This window comes from Aeromonas sp. 600724 (assembly GCF_049175135.1).
In the GTDB taxonomy this organism is placed as follows: domain Bacteria; phylum Pseudomonadota; class Gammaproteobacteria; order Enterobacterales; family Aeromonadaceae; genus Aeromonas; species Aeromonas veronii_A.
The window spans coordinates 65,848-83,097 of sequence record NZ_JAAKUM010000016.1; the positions used below are offsets into that span (position 1 = coordinate 65,848).

The 17,250-nt window shown below is 58.3% G+C and carries 17 protein-coding genes; all 17 read right to left on the bottom strand.

Annotated features, from left to right (window positions below; translation table 11 throughout):
* Positions 1–14: 14 nt before the first annotated feature.
* Complete coding sequence (gene flhF / locus G5168_RS15515) at positions 15–1,439, bottom strand: flagellar biosynthesis protein FlhF (RefSeq protein ID WP_227341085.1); 1,425 nt, start codon at positions 1,437–1,439, stop codon at positions 15–17.
* A 16-nt stretch (positions 1,440–1,455) separates the two neighbouring features.
* The gene (gene flhA, locus G5168_RS15520; protein ID WP_216951806.1) at positions 1,456–3,561 is read right to left on the bottom strand and encodes a flagellar biosynthesis protein FlhA; all 2,106 of its coding nucleotides are present in this window, start codon (positions 3,559–3,561) and stop codon (positions 1,456–1,458) included.
* A 107-nt stretch (positions 3,562–3,668) separates the two neighbouring features.
* A complete protein-coding gene (gene flhB / locus G5168_RS15525) occupies positions 3,669–4,799 on the bottom strand; it encodes a flagellar biosynthesis protein FlhB (protein WP_216951807.1) in 1,131 nt (376 codons plus the stop codon).
* A complete protein-coding gene (gene fliR / locus G5168_RS15530) occupies positions 4,792–5,589 on the bottom strand; it encodes a flagellar biosynthetic protein FliR (RefSeq protein ID WP_216951808.1) in 798 nt (265 codons plus the stop codon). The genes flhB and fliR overlap by 8 nt, the downstream gene beginning before the upstream one ends.
* Positions 5,586–5,855 carry a flagellar biosynthesis protein FliQ gene (fliQ, locus tag G5168_RS15535; RefSeq protein ID WP_005334727.1) on the bottom strand — a complete coding sequence of 90 codons (270 nt, stop codon included), beginning with the start codon at positions 5,853–5,855 and terminating at the stop codon, positions 5,586–5,588. Before fliQ ends, fliR begins: the two co-directional genes overlap by 4 nt.
* Before the next feature lie 25 nt (positions 5,856–5,880).
* Positions 5,881–6,654 (bottom strand): flagellar type III secretion system pore protein FliP, encoded by a 774-nt coding sequence (gene fliP / locus G5168_RS15540; RefSeq protein WP_216951809.1) that lies wholly within the window; start codon positions 6,652–6,654, stop codon positions 5,881–5,883.
* Positions 6,641–7,021 carry a flagellar biosynthetic protein FliO gene (gene fliO / locus G5168_RS15545; RefSeq protein WP_323912708.1) on the bottom strand — a complete coding sequence of 127 codons (381 nt, stop codon included), beginning with the start codon at positions 7,019–7,021 and terminating at the stop codon, positions 6,641–6,643. Before fliO ends, fliP begins: the two co-directional genes overlap by 14 nt.
* Positions 7,018–7,410 (bottom strand): flagellar motor switch protein FliN, encoded by a 393-nt coding sequence (gene fliN / locus G5168_RS15550; protein WP_005343964.1) that lies wholly within the window; start codon positions 7,408–7,410, stop codon positions 7,018–7,020. Before fliN ends, fliO begins: the two co-directional genes overlap by 4 nt.
* A gap of 49 nt (positions 7,411–7,459) precedes the next feature.
* Positions 7,460–8,530, bottom strand: a complete 1,071-nt coding sequence (gene fliM, locus G5168_RS15555; protein ID WP_005343961.1) for a flagellar motor switch protein FliM — start codon at positions 8,528–8,530, stop codon at positions 7,460–7,462.
* Positions 8,531–8,537: 7 nt separating this feature from the next.
* Complete coding sequence (gene fliL / locus G5168_RS15560; RefSeq protein ID WP_227341088.1) at positions 8,538–9,053, bottom strand: flagellar basal body-associated protein FliL; 516 nt, start codon at positions 9,051–9,053, stop codon at positions 8,538–8,540.
* A 57-nt stretch (positions 9,054–9,110) separates the two neighbouring features.
* Positions 9,111–11,045 carry a flagellar hook-length control protein FliK gene (locus G5168_RS15565; protein WP_421252433.1) on the bottom strand — a complete coding sequence of 645 codons (1,935 nt, stop codon included), beginning with the start codon at positions 11,043–11,045 and terminating at the stop codon, positions 9,111–9,113.
* Positions 11,046–11,112: 67 nt separating this feature from the next.
* The gene (gene fliJ / locus G5168_RS15570) at positions 11,113–11,553 is read right to left on the bottom strand and encodes a flagellar export protein FliJ (RefSeq protein ID WP_216951813.1); all 441 of its coding nucleotides are present in this window, start codon (positions 11,551–11,553) and stop codon (positions 11,113–11,115) included.
* A 27-nt stretch (positions 11,554–11,580) separates the two neighbouring features.
* Entirely contained in the window at positions 11,581–12,912 is a 1,332-nt protein-coding gene (gene fliI / locus G5168_RS15575) for a flagellar protein export ATPase FliI (RefSeq protein ID WP_421252434.1), read from the bottom strand.
* A gap of 52 nt (positions 12,913–12,964) precedes the next feature.
* Positions 12,965–13,783: a flagellar assembly protein FliH gene (fliH, locus tag G5168_RS15580; RefSeq protein WP_421252435.1), complete on the bottom strand. Its 819-nt coding sequence runs from the start codon at positions 13,781–13,783 to the stop codon at positions 12,965–12,967.
* 68 nt (positions 13,784–13,851) lie between these two features.
* A complete protein-coding gene (gene fliG / locus G5168_RS15585; RefSeq protein ID WP_216951816.1) occupies positions 13,852–14,913 on the bottom strand; it encodes a flagellar motor switch protein FliG in 1,062 nt (353 codons plus the stop codon).
* Positions 14,906–16,612: a flagellar basal-body MS-ring/collar protein FliF gene (fliF, locus tag G5168_RS15590; protein WP_216979265.1), complete on the bottom strand. Its 1,707-nt coding sequence runs from the start codon at positions 16,610–16,612 to the stop codon at positions 14,906–14,908. Before fliF ends, fliG begins: the two co-directional genes overlap by 8 nt.
* A 45-nt stretch (positions 16,613–16,657) precedes the next feature.
* The gene (gene fliE / locus G5168_RS15595; protein ID WP_042011636.1) at positions 16,658–16,975 is read right to left on the bottom strand and encodes a flagellar hook-basal body complex protein FliE; all 318 of its coding nucleotides are present in this window, start codon (positions 16,973–16,975) and stop codon (positions 16,658–16,660) included.
* Positions 16,976–17,250 lie beyond the last annotated feature (275 nt).

The window sequence follows — 17,250 nt, forward strand, 5'->3', positions numbered from 1 at the left end:
GATCCATATACATGTTACTCATAAAACTCCGAATCTTCGGCCTCGCCAAAGCCTGTGCCCCAGAAATAGGGCTCTTCTGTTTCTCGCTCCAGCGAGCCCATGGCCGCGCCGACAAGCTGCGCCGCATTGGCAACCTGAATATCTTCCGGAACCCGCTGCCCATCCGTGATGTAACTGATAGGCAAGGCATTCTGGATACACACGTTAATTACTTCGCCCAGATTCAGACTCTCATCCAACTTTGTAAGTATGCAGCCGCTCAAGGGAATGCGCCGGAAATGGTCAACCGCTTCCTGCATTACCCGACGCTGGGAGGTTGCCGACATCACCAGATAGCTGCGGATCCTCACCTTGGCATTCTTGACCAGGGTATCGAGCTGCTCGGTCAGCCGGATATCCCGCTGCCCCACGCCTGCCGTATCGATCAATACCAGCCGACGGTGGCGGAACTGATAGAGGGCATTGGCCAGCTCTTCGGCATCACGCACCTGACGTACCGGACAGCCCATGATCCGGCCATAAGTCTGTAATTGCTCATGAGCACCGATCCGGTAGTTGTCAGTGGTGATAAGGGCCACCTGCTCGGCACCATACTTCATGGCAAAACGGGCGGCTAATTTGGCGATGGTGGTGGTCTTGCCCACCCCGGTCGGCCCCAGCAGGGCAACGGCGCCCCCCTGACGTAAAATCTCGTCCTCGCTGATCTTGAGCTGAGCCGTCAACACTTCCGCCAACTGGGCCATCGCCTGATGGATGGGCATGTCTTCAGGGATCAGCCCCGCCAGTTGATCGGCAAACGCATCGTCAAAGCCCATCTTTTTGAGCTCCTTGATCAGCAGAGCCCGCATCGGCTCACGTCGCTCAACTTCCTGCCACATCAGACCGGAGATCTGGTGCTCCAGCAATTTGCGGATACTGGCCATCTCCTTGCGCATCCCCTCCATCTCCTGATCCCGCTGAGCAGGTTGAGAAGAACGCTGGGCGGAGGCAACCCGGGCTTTGGGCTTGACAGGTTCCGGGGCGGCGCCCCATTGCCCCTGCTCGGCCAATGTTCTGGGCGCTGCATTGGCAGCGGCCAGACCGGCCGATTGGGTATTGCCCATTGGCGCCCCATTGCCCGGCTTGAGCTTCTGCTGGCGCGCCAGCAAGGCTGCCAGGGTATCGGCATAATGTTCGTTCTGTTCCTGAACCTTTGTGGGCTCGGGGCGGGTCATCTGCCGAGCAGCAGACGAAATATTGACACTCTCATCGTTCAGCTGACGGCGAACCGGCGCATCTTTGGGCCCCGGAACCTGGGATTGATAATCGACTGCGGCGACTATCTCTACCCCTCCGGTGACCTTCTTGTTGGACATGATGACAGCGTCAGGCCCGAGCGTCTCCTTGACCTCGGCCAGAGCCGTTCGCATGTCCTTGGCAAAAAACCGCTTAATCTTCACCCATCGTCTCCGCTAACTAGTTCTGCCCTACCGCACTGACGATGCGGATCTGCTTGTCGTCGGGCACTTCCTGATAAGACAGAACACGCAACCCAGGAATGGCATTCTTGACAAATTTTGCCAGGGTATTGCGCAAGATCCCCGATGTCAGAAGCACGGCCGGTTGGCCTTCCAATTCTTGTCGTTGAGTGGCTTCCACCAGCGAGCGCTGCATTCGCTCCGCCAGACCCGGCTCAATACCGGCACCATCACCTCCACCCGCCTGCAGGGATTGATGCAATATACGTTCCAATTCAGGTGCCAATGTTATCACCGGTAGCTCTGGGTCTGGGCCGGCAATCTCCTGCACAATCAGACGACGCAGGGCAATCCGGCAAGCCGCGGTTAGCACTTCCGGATCCGGACTGCGCGGCGCGTATTCAACCAGGGTCTGCAGGATAGTGCGCATATCGCGGATTGGCACCCCTTCATTGAGCAAATTCTGCAATACCTTCACAAGGTTACCCATGCTGATCACTTCCGGTACCAACCCTTCGACCAACTTGCTCTGGTGTTTGCCAATCATGTCGAGCAGTTGTTGTACCTCGTCATGGCCGAGCAACAGTGAGGCATGGTTGGTCAAGATCTGACTCAAATGGGTGGCAACTACGGTCGCAGTATCCACCACTGTATACCCCAGGGTCTGCGCCTGTGACACCTGCTCCTTGGCTACCCACACTGCTTCAAGTCCAAACGCGGGATCCCGGGTAGCAATCCCCTGAATTTGGCCGAATACCTGCCCCGGGTTGATGGCCATCTCTTTATCATGGTAGACGCTGGCCTCGCCGGTACTGACTCCCATCAAGGTAATGCGATATTGATTTGGTGCCAGATCCAAGTTGTCGCGGATGTGGACGGCAGGCACCAGAAAGCCCAGTTCTTGCGAGAGTTTCTTGCGCACCCCTTTGATCCGGTTGAGCAGTTCGCCCCCCTGATTGCGATCCACCAGCGGGATTAGCTGGTAACCCACTTCCAGCCCGATGATGTCTACCGGCATCACATCGTCCCAGCTCAACTCTTTCTGTTCATGCGATGGCTGGTCAGTACTGGTCGGCATCAACTCGCCGCTGGCTGCTTTGGCTACCGCCAGCTTCTCGCGGCGCAGCAGCCACCAGGCTCCAGCGGCAGCGATCGCCCCCAGACTCAGGAAGGCGAAGTGCGGCATCCCCGGCACCAGTCCCATCATCAGCAGGATACCGGCAGAGATGATCAAGGCCTTGGGATTGTCGAACAGTTGGCCCAATACCGCCGTGCCCATATCCTGATCGGTATTCTGACGGGTCACTATGATGGCGGCGGCGATAGAGAGCAACAGGGAGGGGATCTGCGCCACCAGACCGTCACCTATCGCCAGCAGGGTATAGATCTCGGCAGACTCCCTGAAGGTAAGATGATGCTGCATCATCCCGATGATAAAGCCGCCGATGATGTTGATGAAGAGGATCATGATGCCCGCAATGGCATCCCCTTTGACGAACTTGGAAGCACCATCCATAGAGCCATAGAAGTCCGCTTCCTGGGTCACATCCTGGCGACGCTTCTTCGCCTCTTCCTGGTTGATGAGGCCGGCATTCAAATCGGCATCGATGGCCATCTGTTTGCCCGGCATCGCATCCAGAGTAAAACGGGCGCTCACTTCCGCGATCCGCCCGGCCCCCTTGGTGATAACCACAAAGTTGATGATCATCAGGATAGTAAAGACGATGATGCCGACTGCATAGTTACCGCCGATCACCACATTACCGAATGCCTCGATCACATGGCCTGCCGCTGCACTGCCATTGTGACCTTCCAGCAACACCACCCGGGTCGAGGCTACGTTCAATGCCAGCCGCAGCAAGGTGGCCAGCAGCAATACGGTCGGGAATGCAGCAAATTCGAGGGGGCGCCGGGTATAGACGGATACCAGCAGCACCACGATAGAGAGCGCAATGTTGAAGGAGAAGAGCACATCCAGCATCAGTGGCGGGATGGGCAACACCACCATGCCGAGCGCGGCCAATACCAGCAGAGGGGTACCAAGGCCTTTGCTCAATACTCCCCGAGACTGTTTTAACTGGCCCAATACTGCCTTGAATTCCATCGCTCTTCTCAATGTCAACCTGCTGGTGCCAGATTAAAGCAAACATTAAGCCAACAATGCAACACATTGAAATGCAATGAATTTATTTTGACAACGTCAGAACTTTGTCATTTGCGATATTCAGTCGGAATGGGCAGATCTTTAGCCAGCGGCTGAGGACGGCGCCCCTGGCCACGGCGGAATTTCTTGAGCTGGAAGACATAGGCCAGAACCTGGGCAACCGCCGCAAACAACCCTTCCGGGATCTCGTGGCCCAACTCGGTAGAGTGGTAGATAGCCCGGGTCAAGGCCGGTGACGGCATGATGGGTATCTCGTATTCTCTAGCTATCTCCCTGATCTTCATTGCAATTTCATCAGTTCCCTTGGCCAAGACCTTGGGCGCAGCACCGGGTTTGCCCGCATCATACTTGAGCGCTACCGAGTAGTGAGTCGGGTTGGTGATCACCACATCAGCCTTGGGTACATCCCCCATCATCCGGCGCATCGCCATCTGCATCTGCAACTGGCGGATCTTGCCCTTTACCTCGGGTTTACCCTCGCTATCCTTGAACTCGTCCTTCACCTCCTGCTTGGTCATCTTGAGCTGACGCATATGGTTCCATTTTTGGAACGGCACATCGATGGCCACAATAGGCAACAGGGCACAGCAAAGAATGATCAGCATCCACAAAAAAAGGTCGAGGGCATCTATAATCCCACCGGGGAATCCCTCCATGGAGAGGTTGAGCAGATGATCAAACTGGCTGGAGAGCATCCACCAGGCAAACAGGGTGATGAACACCACCTTGGCGATGGACTTGACCAGCTCAATCAGCGACTGCACCCCAAACATCCGCTTGAACCCGCTGATGGGGCTCATCTTGCTGAATTTCGGCATCATTGCTTCAGTGGAGAAGTTCATCCCCCCCATCAGGATATTGCCGATAAAAGCTGCAATAGCGACCAGAGCGAATAGCAATCCGAGCGGAAACACCAGTTCCCCCAGCAGCGCCGGCACCATGGCAACCATGGCATTGGGATCGAAAGCCTGCTCTCTGTTCAGCGTGAAGCCCATGGTCACCACCTTGAGCATGGCGTTCGCCAGGTAACCCTTGATAAACAGCAGGCCAAATACGGCTGACAACAGCACACTGGCTGTTCCCAGCTCCTTTGAACGTGCAATCTGCCCTTTTTCACGGGCCTGTTGCAGTCGTTTGCCCGTGGGTTGTTCGGTACGTTCCTGGTCGGTATCAGCCATTGACACCTCCGAAACATTGGGTGTCAATCAGCTCGCAACTGACCTCCTGCACCCGCTCCCACAAGGTGTCGAAATGGCCGAGGAACCCGCCGATCGTAAGCCAGAGGATAAGCAAACCCGACATCATGCTGACGGCAAAACCGATACTGAAAATATTGAGCTGGGGGGCTGCCCGGGTCATCACGCCAAAAGCGAAGTTGATGAGCAACAGCGCCACGATGGCAGAGAGGGCCATCACCAGCGAGGCCTGATACATGACCCCCAGGAACGCGCTCAGGGTTTGCATAGAAGAGAGTGACAGACCGCTATCGGAGATGGGTAGCGTCTCAAAACTGAGGATAACCAGGCGTAGCATCACCAGATGACCATCAAGCGCCAGAAATACCAGAGTCGCCAGCATCAGATAAAACTGACCGACCACAGGGGCCGACTGGCCATTCATCGGATCCACCAGGGTGGCAAAACCCAGACTGGTTTGCATGGCTATCACCTGCCCCGCCATCACGAAGCTTTCCATCAGAAACTGGGTCATCAACCCCAGCGCAATACCGATCAACAGCTGCTGGCCCAAGACCAGAAAACTGCCGGCAGAGAAGAGCTCCACTGGGGGCATGGGAGGGAGCAGAGGAGCAACCAGAAACGTCACGGCTACCGCCAGCCCCAACCTGATCCGAGCGGCGACCAGCCGGCTGCCAAATACCGCCATCACCATGAAAAGGCTGCTTATTCTAGCCAGTGGCCAGAGAATGGACGACAACCACTCCATGATCAGAGCGGTGGTATAGGTCACCCCACCACCTCGGGAATTTGATTGACCATCAGGATGAAGAAGTCCATCAGACTCTGCATTCCCCAGTGAGCACCAATCCCTAGGGCCAAAAGGGTCACGATGAGACGGGGCAGAAAGCTCAAGGTCTGTTCGTTGATGGAGGTGGCGGCCTGAAAGATGGCTACCACCAACCCGATAGCAAGGCTGGGCAGGATCACGGCGCTGACCATGATATTGACCAGCCAGAGCGCCTCACGAAATACATCGACAAAGGTTTCTGGACTCATGTTCGGGCTCCTTGCATGGGACCGGTTAACCGGCACCCAGTCCGAAACTGTTGGCCAGCGAACCCAGGATCAGGTTCCAGCCATCCACCATCACAAACAGCATCAGTTTGAAGGGCAGCGAGACGATCATCGGCGAGAGCATCATCATCCCCATCGCCATCAAGATACTGGCGACCACCAGATCGATGACCAGAAACGGCAAGAACAGCATAAAGCCAATCTGGAAGGCTGTTTTCAGTTCGCTGGTGACAAAGGCCGGGATCAGCACCCGCAGCGGCACATCGGCAGGCTTCTCCACCTGCACGTTGGCGATCTCCATAAAAGTATTGAGATCCTTGATCCGGGTCTGGGCCAGCATGAACTGGTGGATGGGCAATTCAGCCCGTTCCAGCGCCTCCTTGGCCTCAATGGTTTCGGCCAGATAGGGCTGCAGTGCCTCGTCATTGATGCGATCCAGCACAGGCGACATGATGAAGAACGACATGAACAGGGCGATGCCGATCAACACCTGATTGGAGGGGCTCTGTTGCAGACCGATCGCCTGACGCAAGATACCCAACACTATGATGATACGGGTAAACGAGGTCATCATGATGACCATTGCCGGCAGGAATGAAAGTGCCGTCATCAACGCCAGCACCTGCAGGGTCAGGCTGTACTCCTGAGAGCCATCCCCCATGGTCTTGACGGTCACTGCCGACATGCCGTCCTGCGCCAACGCAGGCCAGGCGCAAAACAGCGAAATCAACAGGCTGGCCAGCAATCCGCTTTGCCACAACAAGCCGTTAGTTTTTTTCATGTTTGCCCATCAACTTACCCAGCTGCTGGGAAAATGCCTGCGGCGGCTGTTCGTCCAGCGGCTCCTCCAGCCGATAGAGAAAGTTGACCTGCTGCGGCGTTACGCCGACCAGCAGCTGCTGCTCACCCACCTTGACCACCAGCAACTTCTCCTTGTAGCCCACAGGCAGCGTAGCAATCACTCTCATCTGCCCGCCCCCCATGGCGGTGGCAATTTTGCTCTTCTTGAGCAAGAAACCCAGCACCAGAATAAGCCCGATCACCATCAGGCTGGAGAGCAGCCAGGAACTCAGGCTGGGAGGGTTGGCGGCCCCCCCCACCTCGGCAAACACCGGCAATGGCAGCCACAACAGCAGCAGACGCATCATTTGAGTTTCTTAATCCGTTCAATCTGGCTGATGACGTCGGTCAGGCGAATACCGAACTTGTCGTTCACCACCACCACCTCGCCGTGAGCGATCAGGGTACCGTTAACCAGCACGTCGAGGGGCTCGCCCGCCACCCTATCCAGCTCCACGACCGAGCCCTGGTTGAGCTGCAGCAGGTTACGAATGCTAATCTGGCTGCGACCTACCTCCATCGAGATGGTGACCGGAATATCCAGAATGGTGTCAAGCTTACGCCGCTCCTCGGCACTGATAGGGGCATCGTCCTTGAGCTCTTCCAGCGGGGCCGGTTTGGCTTCCGCCGTCACCTGCTCCTCCAGTGCTGCCGCCCAGGCATCAGCCATCAGATCCTCTTCCTCTGTTCCGCTCATCTTGTTTCCTTATACCACTTCGTGACGCTCAATAACTGCAAACCGTCGATTAACGCTGTTGTTCTTCGATGCTGCGCTCAAGCTCTTCAAGCTCGGCCTCACCATCGATACGTACACCACCCCGGGTCACCAGATGCATCTCGGTCTTGACCCCTTCCGGGCGCTTGAGCTTGTCGGTGATCTTGAGTGCCACATTCTCCTTGGTCCGCCCCATCTTGGCATGGAAGGTGGGCAAATCTTCCACGTAGACCAGCAAATGTTCGGGCATGTCGACCGGAATAATATCTCCCGGCTGCAGCTCCATCAGTTCACGCAGAGTGAGTTCGGTCTCCAGCAGTTTGGCCCTCAACTCGACCTTTACATCCATGATCTCGTCACGAAGTGCCTTGCTCCAGCGCACGTCTGTGTCACCCTTGTCACTCTGTACACCGGCATCGAGCAGTTCACGGATCGGCTCCAGCATGGAGTAGGGCATGGCCACGTGGAAATCGCCGCCGCCACCATCGAGTTCGATGTGAAACGAGCTCACCACAATCACTTCGGTCGGGCTGACGATGTTGGCCATCGCCGGGTTCACTTCAGAGTCGAGATACTCGAACCCTACGTCCATCACCGGCGCCCAGGCATCCTTGTAATCCTCAAACACCAGTTTGAGCAGCATCTGGATGATCCGTCGCTCGGTCGGCGTGAACTCGCGCCCCTCAATCTTGGCGTGGTAGCGCCCGTCACCACCGAAGAAGTTCTCCACCAGGATGAAAACCAGTCGTGCCTCCATGGTGATGAGTGCGGTTCCTTTCAATGGCCGGAAACGCACCATATTGAGGCTGGTCGGCACGAACAGGGTGTGAACATACTCACCAAACTTCAGCATCTGCACTCCGTTGATGGAGACCTCGGCGGTACGACGCATCATGTTGAACAGGCTGATCCGCATGTGGCGAGCAAAACGTTCGTTCACCAGCTCCAGGGTCGGCATCCGGCCACGGACGATGCGGTCCTGGGAGGAGAAGTCAAACTGGGCAACGCCGGGGTCTCCGGCGCCGCCTATCTCTTCCTCTTCGACATCATCGACACCGTGCAAGAGGGCATCAATTTCGTCCTGACTTAACAGATCGCTCACGCTTCACCTACTGCATTACAAAGCCGGTAAACAGCACTTGTTCGATAACGGGGGAAGAGACCAGGTCCTTAAGCACCCGACGGCACTCTTCCAGTGAATCCTTGCGCAGCTTCTCCTTGCCTTCAAAGGTCATCAGCTGTTCGGCACTGGCTGCACTGAACACCCGCAGCAAGGTGCCTTCAATCAGGGGTATATTCTGTTTGGCCAGCGTCTCGTCGGCGGTGCCGCGCACCATCAGCTGGATCTTGATCTGCACCAGTCGATCCCGCTGGGCTCCCGCGACGTTGAAGACAAAGGGACGCGGCATCCCGACATAAAGGGATGGCTGGGGTGCTTCCACCTTGGGTTTGGCCTCAGCACCCTCCGCCGCTTCGGCAGGGGGGGTATCCGAGCCGGACAGCATAAGCCAGGCGCCAGCTCCACCACCGCCCAGCAAAATGACCGCCAGGGCAATGATAATAATCAGCTTCTTTTTCTTGCCCGCAGCCGGGTCTTTTAGCGTCAATTCGTTATCGTCAGCCATCCCTTGTCCACCCTAGTCTCAAACTTGTTCAATATCATAAACTTACTCGGGATTGCATCAAGCATAGAAATCTATTCCTGAACCGTTTGTCGATTCCACCGACAAATTGGGGTTGGTCGTAGTGACCTCCCCGTCAAGATGGCTATGACCGGAGTGTCCCTCTCCTGATTGTCCCTGCCCGGCAAACGCCGACTGACCCTGCTGTTGTTGCTGCGGTGACTGTTGTGACTGCTGCTGCACCTGGGTCTGGCCAAGCTGGATCCCCTGCCCCGCCAGCATTTCACGCAGACGGGGCATCGCCTGCTCCAGCATCTCACGGGTCTGTCCGTGCTGGACTACAAAATGGACGCTCGCCTGGCTGGATGCGTCGATCTGGATCTTGATCTTCATCTTGCCAAGGCCGATGGGGTCTAGCTGAAGCTCGGCCTGCTGCAGCTTGTCGGCCAGCATCAGGTTGACCTTCTGGTGCAATTCGGCGGGTGCTTCCTGACTAGACAGTTTCAAATGGGGTAAATTCTGCGGTTCACGGCGCAACGTGCCCTCAGCGGCGGGCGCCCGGCTGTCGGCCACCTGGGGCTGAGGCTGGCTGTTCTGGCCATGCTGTACAGTCTGGCTCTGGCTGCTCTCGCTGCTCGATGTCGTAGCGACAAGACTCTTCTCAGACTCACCGGCCTTCGGTTTTACCTCAAGCGAAACCGCTTTGCGCACCTCGTCGGTGCCCGTCACTTCCATCTGCCTGATCCCGGCTGAAATGCTCGACAGCGGTGCTTGCGGCCCCTGAGATTCGGCCTGCGCCAACACCTGCTGCGGCGCCACCATCACGGGTGCGGCAGCGCTATCGGTCTGAGTCGTCACATTTGGCGTCACGCTGCTCTGGGCTGTGGCACTTTGCACTGTCGTCACTTGCGCCGCACCTGGATTGGAGGATGTGGTTGTCGCTGCCTGCTGTCCCCCCTCGGCGCTACTCTTATCAGCTCCCTTGCCAGACCCATTAGCGGTGCTCTCTACGGCAGTAGAAGTGGTTGAGCTACCCGCATCTGGTTGTTTGCCCCCCTCACCGAATGCCTTGAGCACCGCCCCCTGAGTCGTGGCTTGAGCAGCTTGTCCCTTGCCGGTCACGACGCTGCTGGCAGCGGGGTCGGATTTGCTGTCATCTCCCTCTTTCACTGCGGGTGACTCACCACTATTTGCCGCATTGGCGGACGCCTCAACCGGCAACACCCTGGCCAGTTGGGCCATCCGCTCAGCCCCCGTAAGGGGCTTGGTGAGCTTGCCATCTGCCCCGAGAGTTTCACCCTTGGCAGAGACTTTCTCCCCGGGCTGACCATCTTGGGTGGCGGCGGCATCCTTCCCCTCAGAAGTGTTGGGAGCGGAGGACAGTACGGCGGTCGAGGCGTCGCCCTGCTCAATCACTCCTCCTGCAGAGAGTGAAACCGGAGTTTCAAGGGAAGATTTACCAGTCGTAGCCAGAAGCGACTGCGCCCCGGACTGATCGGCAAGTTGGCGTACAGTCCTGACAGTTGCAGGGGACTGCTCGCTTTCATCAAGCGCAATCCCCTCCAGCGCACCCTCTTGCGGCAACGGATTGCCGTCTGCCGCAGTGGCGCTCTGTTGGGCCGCCACCGCCAGTTGGGGTGTCACTAGCGAGGTATCGAGCTTGAGGGAGTCTTGCAGACGGAGCAGAAAGTCGGTGGCAGGGAGCTCCTCCGCCTTGTTGTCGGCGCCAGGCTCCTGCTCCTTGCTGGCCTCCTCTTTGGGAGAGGCGCCCTCGGTCGCCAAAGATTTGGCTGATCGGACATTTTTATCGCCCTGAGTAGCCTCGGCGGCGCCCTGTTCGCTGTTCCGGGCCTTGGCAATCAGAGTGGCGAAATCACCCTTGCTGTCGCGCCCCCCCAGATCGATGCCATTGCTCTCGACTGAGCTGCTCAGAGGCGCTTTGTCCAATCCGTTGGCCGCAGCCGAAGGCGTTTGTGTCAACACTGTCTGCATCATGATGGCATCCCTGAATTCTGGCGGCCCCCTACGAGATGGCCGCCGACAATGTCCAGATCAAAGCAAGTTACAGGCCAGATTGATGAAAACGCCGCAACATGGCGTACTCATCCAGCATCTTCTGCTCCTGACGCAGAGCTTTCTGCTGCTCGCGGCTCGCCTGCTTCTCCAGCAACAGCTCTACCGCCTTGCGTCGCTGCTGGGCAGCCAGCCACTCTCCACGACGTTGCTCCAGCGCCTGACGCACCTGCAGCACCCCTTCGTATTGCTGGGTCGCCGCCTGCTCAAGCTTGTTGATAAAGGCGTGATACTGGCTGTTTTGCTGGGGCGAAATCCCTTGTAAACCGCGATCGGTCCACTGCTGGTGGTAGATCTGGCGGTACTGGTTGAGGGCATTTTGCTGATCCATAAACAGCTTGAGATCCTGCTGCGCCTTCACCAGCGCCAGCGCACACTGCTGCTCTGCCTCAGCCAGCCGCTCTGCCAACAATAGCAACCCTTTACTCATAGTCGCACCCTCTCTTCCCAACCGTCATCAACGCATCAAGGGCATCGCCACCATCTGCAAGGCTTGCAGGCCATCATCGTAGTGAATGACCTCGCGCATCCCCTGCTGCAAGAACTGATCCAGGTAGGGTTTTTGAATGATGGCGCGGTCGATGCGGGGGTCGGAACCCTGACTGTAGGCACCGATGGTGATGAGATCCCGGTTCTGCTGATAGAGGGAGTAAAACTGCTTGAGGGTGCGCGCCAACTCCATGTGCTCAGGTGAAGTGACCATGGGCATGACCCGGCTGATGGATTTCTCGATGTCAATGGCCGGATAGTGGCCTGCATCGGCCAGATCGCGCGACAGAACTATGTGGCCATCGAGGATCGCCCGCGCCGCATCGGCAATGGGATCTTGCAGGTCATCCCCCTCGGTCAGTACGGTGAAGAAGGCGGTGATGGAGCCCTGGCCGTCGCTCCCGTTACCAGCCCGCTCTACCAGCGCCGGTAATTTGGCAAATACCGACGGTGGATAGCCCTTGGTCGCTGGCGGCTCGCCCACCGCCAGTGCGATTTCCCGCTGAGCCTGGGCGTAACGGGTCAGCGAATCCATCAAGAGCAGCACATTGAGCCCCTGATCGCGAAAATACTCGGCAATGGCCAGCGCCGTTTCACACCCCTTGAGCCGCATCAGCGGCGAAGCATCGGCGGGAGCGGCCACCACCACGGAGCGGGCACGCCCCTCCTCCCCCAGAATGTCCTCGATAAACTCTTTCACCTCCCGGCCCCGTTCACCGATGAGGCCGACCACCACCACATCCGCCACCGAGCCGCGAGTCATCATGCCAAGCAGCACCGATTTACCGACACCGGAACCGGCAAACAGCCCCATCCGCTGGCCCTGACCGACCGTCAGCACGGCGTTGATGGCGCGCACCCCGACATCCATCGGTTGATGGATCGGGCGGCGAGAGAGCGGGTTGATGCGGTGCTGGGCAAACTGCACCGTCCGGGACGAGATAATGGGGCCGAGGCCATCAAGCGGCTGGCCGATGCCGTCGATGACCCGACCAAGCAGGTTCATGCCAACAGGAATACCGTGCTCTTCGGTGATGGGCACCACACGGGCACCAGGGATAACCCCCTTGAGCTGTTCACTCGGCATAAGATAGAGGCGATCGCCCGAGAACCCCACCACTTCGGCCTCCAGCATCCCATCCAGGGTATCGATGCGACACAAGGCTCCGATGGCGGCACGGCAGCCGATGGCTTCGAGGGTCAGCCCCACCACCCGGGTCAATTTGCCGGCAACCGGCGGTTTGGGGGCGCTGTCGCGTACCTTGTACCCTTGCAACCGGTTCAGTAGCGAGCCGCTCATCTGGCCTCCTGGAAGCTAAAAAGTGCAGCCGGACGGTAACGTCCGGCATCGGTTATGGGCGTGGATCCTGCGAGGCCGGTTTCTGCGACGCATTGTCCCGCAAGAAGTTGCGCAGCAGCTGATCGATGCGCCCGGAGAGGGTCAGATCGATGCTGGAGAGCTCGGTGACCAGTTGCAGATCGCCGGGGGAGAGGGTGGGATCGCTCTGCAGTCGCCAGTGCCGCTTGGCGCACTCGTCGGCGCCAAATGCCTGCTCGATTCGCGTGATGTCATCGGGATGCAGCATCAGAGTCACCCCCTGCTCGGCGGCAGGCAGCAACGCCAGCCCCTCCTTGAGCGCCTCCAGCAGGATGCGGGGCGAGGTCTCTGCTTCATGGCGAATGAGCGCGCGGGCCAGTTGCATCACCAGCGAGACCAGTTGCTGCTCTACCGCCAGATCCAGCGCGCTCAGGGGATTGGCAAGGCGTGCGGCGAGACCCTGCCAGTGGGAGATCTCCTGCTCCACCAGATCGCGCCCCATGGCCAGCCCCTCCTCGCGCCCCTGTTCGAGACCTGCAGCATGACCCTGTTGCAATCCTTCCAGCTTGCCCTCTTCGAGCCCCTTGGCAAAACCGGCCTCGCGCCCTTCGGTCAGTCCCTCTTCCCAGGCGGCCTGACGGATCGCTTCGAGCTCTTCGGCGGTGATGCTGGGGGTCGGCTCCTGCTCGGGTTCCGGCTCCACCACCTCCTCTTCCTGCTGATACCAGTCAGGTGCAAGACCGAGCGCATTGGTCTCGGCCTCAGCCACCACGTCCATTTCGGGCCAGCCCCAGGCCTCTACCCGGGTCTCTTCCCCTTCAGGCCGCACATAACCACGCAGCTTGTTGTTCATCTATTCGCGCCGCTCCTTGCCAAGACAACATACTGGGCGGCAGACAGGTTACATGAGTTGGCCATGGTTTAGAGGAACTCCTCGCCACCGCCGGAACCCAGCATGATCTCGCCGGCATCCGCCAGACGGCGGGCGATGGAGAGGATCTCCTTCTGGGCAGCCTCCACCTCGGAGACCCGGATCGGCCCCATGGCCTCCAGATCGTCTGCCAGCATTTCTGCCGCCCGTTTCGACATGTTCTTGAAGATCTTCTCGCGCATCTGATCGTCGGACCCCTTGAGGGCGCGCTGCAACAGATCCCCAGGCACTTCCCGCAGCAGAGTCTGGATACCGCGATCGTCCACATCGATGAGGTTTTCGAACACGAACATCAAATCCTGGATCTGCTGGCTCATCTCTTCGTCCGACTCGCGGATGGAGTCCATCAACTGGCCTTCGATATTGGTATCCAGATAGTTCATGATGTTGGCGGCTGCCTTCAGGCCGCCCATCTTGGCTGCCTGGGCACCGGCCGCACCGGCGAACTGTTTCTCCATGATGTCGTTCAACTCTTGCAGTGCCGCCGGTTGTACCTCTTCGAGGTTGGCGATACGCATCACCAGATCGAGGCGCACCTGCTCCGGGAACTGGCTCAGGATCTCGGCGGACTGCTCCGGCTCCAGATAGGAGAGCACTATGGTCTGGATCTGCGGGTGTTCGTTCTGGATGATGCTGGCCACCTGACGGGCATCCATCCACTTGAGCGAATCGAGGCCACGGGCGCCGGAACCGAGAATGATCTGGTCCACCAGATTGCTCGCCTTGTCCTCGCCAAGGGCCGCCACCAACGCCTTGCGCACAAAGTCTTCACTACCGATACCTATGTTGGTGTACTTCTGGATATCGTCGATGAATTGACGGTGCACCGCCGCCACCCGATCGTGACTGAAATCGGACATGGAGGCCATCGACATACCGAGCCGCTGCACCTGCTTGGGTTCGAGATGGCGGAAGATCTGGGCGGCATCCTCTTCGTTGAGGCTCAACATCAATACAGCCGCCATCTCCATACCGGACATCTGATCCAGCAACTGGCGCTGGCTGTCGGTAATGTCGTTGCCGGTCACCTGGCTTTTAGTTTCTTCAGGCATCTTTGGTTACCCACTCTTTAATGACCTGAGCGGCCAGATCCGGTTCGTTCGCCACCAGCGCACGCACCGCCTTGAGCAAATCTTCATCACGGTGCAGATCCGGCAGTTTCAGCTGACCATCGCGCACCCCGAATACCTGCTCTCCCTCAACCTGGGCTGCCAGCAAGCTGAGCTCGTCGTCACCCCCCAATACGGTGTGGTTGTCAAAGTCCACTTCCCCTTCCGGCTTGGCATCCGGATAGAGCAGCCGCTTGAGCATGGGGCGAACCACGGTGACGATCAAGACAATAATCACCAGTACCGAAGCGGCAATCCGTACCGCACGCCAGAACCAGGGCTGATCGTAGAGCGGCACCTCGGCCACGGTATCAAGCTCGGGACGATTGAACGGAATGGCGACCACCTCGAGGGTATCACCACGGGTCACATCAAAGCCAAGGCCACCGCTCAGCAAACGGCGCAGGGTATCGAGTTCCGCCTGACTGCGCGCTTCGCGGGTCACAGCCCCGTCGGCACCGGGCACCGCCTTGTAATCCACCGCGACCGAGACGGTCATGCGGCGAATGCCCCCCATCTGGCGCCGGGTATGGCTGACGGTGGTATCCAGTTCGAAGTTGCGGGTCGCCTCTTTGCGAGAACGCCCCGAGGCAGCAACGCTGGCCCCATCACCGCCAGTGGCCTGTTCAGGAATATTGGACGCGGCAGGGGGCTGGTTGCTGAGAGCCCCCGGCACACCGCCATTGCTGCCGCCGGAGCTGTTCTCTTCCAACGTCATCTCGGAGCGCACTGCAGGCAGATCCGGGTTGTAGGTTTTGCGGGTCTGCTCCTGCTGGGAGAAGTCGAGGGAGAGATCCACTTCCGCCGTATAATTGTCGGCGCCAAGCACCGGGATCAGAATGGCGTCAATTTTTTGCTTGTACTCCAGCTCCTGCTTCTGCTGCATCGCAAATTCCTTGCGCGTCTGGGCAGAGACGGGATCCTGGGAGCCGGAATTAAGCAGGCGGCCATTCTGGTCGGTGACGGTGACACGAGTCGGCTCCAGGCCATGTACCGCAGAGGCCACCATATCGACGATGGAGTCCACCTCCCCCTGCCCCAGTGCCGCCCCTTTCAGGTTGAGTACCACGGTAGCACTGGGCTTGCGCTCGTTGCGGGCAAAGACGTTATCTTTGGGGATGGCCAGCAGCACCTGGGCCTTGGCCACATTCTGGAACTGTTCAATGGCGCTCGCCAACTGGCGCTCGCGACTCAACTTGAGGCGCTCGGCCTCCATCCGCTGGCTGACACCGAAACTGGAGTCCTTGAGCAGAATATCCTCTCCACCATTGGCTACATCGGCCGCATTGGTGAGGCCGGCCCGGGTCAGTGCCAACCGGATACTGGCAAAGTTCTCGGCACTGACCAGCACGCTCTTGCCATCGACCTCATAGGGGATCTTCTGCTGATCGAGGAAGTCGAGAGTCTTCACCAGCTCCTGAGTGGTATAGGTGCCAAGAGGGCGCATATCCGGCTCCTTGCCCCACAGCAGGATGAAGACGGCGATGGCGAGGCAGATGGCAAGCCCCAGGATCAGAGTGATCTGGCGCAGTACATCGGTATTGGACAAGAATCCCAGTGCCGAGCTCTTCTGCTCGTTGGCATCGAGGGCGGCGGTGCCCTCATCGTTTATCAGCAGATCGCCATTTTGGTCAGTAGCCACGATTTATGTCCTTATTGCTGACATGTCATGATGCACGGTCATCGCTCAGACCGGCATATTCATGATGGTTTTGTAGGCATCAACCATCTTGTTGCGCACTTGCACCGTCGCCTCAAAGGCGATGGAGGATTTTTGGCCCGCGATCATCACCTCGGCCAGATCCACCGACTTGTCGCCCATATCGAAACGGGTGCGCAGATCATTGGCTGCGCCCTGCAACTCGTTGACGTTACCGAGTGCCTGCTGCAACAGCAGGCCAAAATCGGAGGTCACCTGACGGCCAGGCTGTGACAGCGGGGTTGCACCGGCCTCTACCTTGAGAGCCTGCATCTCTTGCATCAGGCTGCTTGCACTAATTTCCATTTTCTGTCCCCAGACAAATCATTGACGCTGACGGACCAAAGCAATAAAAGTGCCAATTAGGTAAAAACGATCTCAAGCCGCAGAAATGGAGGGGAGAAAGAGATGATGAGGGGGATCGGGGAATAGGCCGCTTCACGCACGGCACGGCTCCGTAACCGGCCACACCGTAGAACCGTGATGTTTGTCGAGCCACTTGACCAGTGGTTTGTTGTAAAGATTAACCACTCGACGGGCTATCAGTCCGGGGGGATGGCGCGTGCAGAGCCGGCTATCGG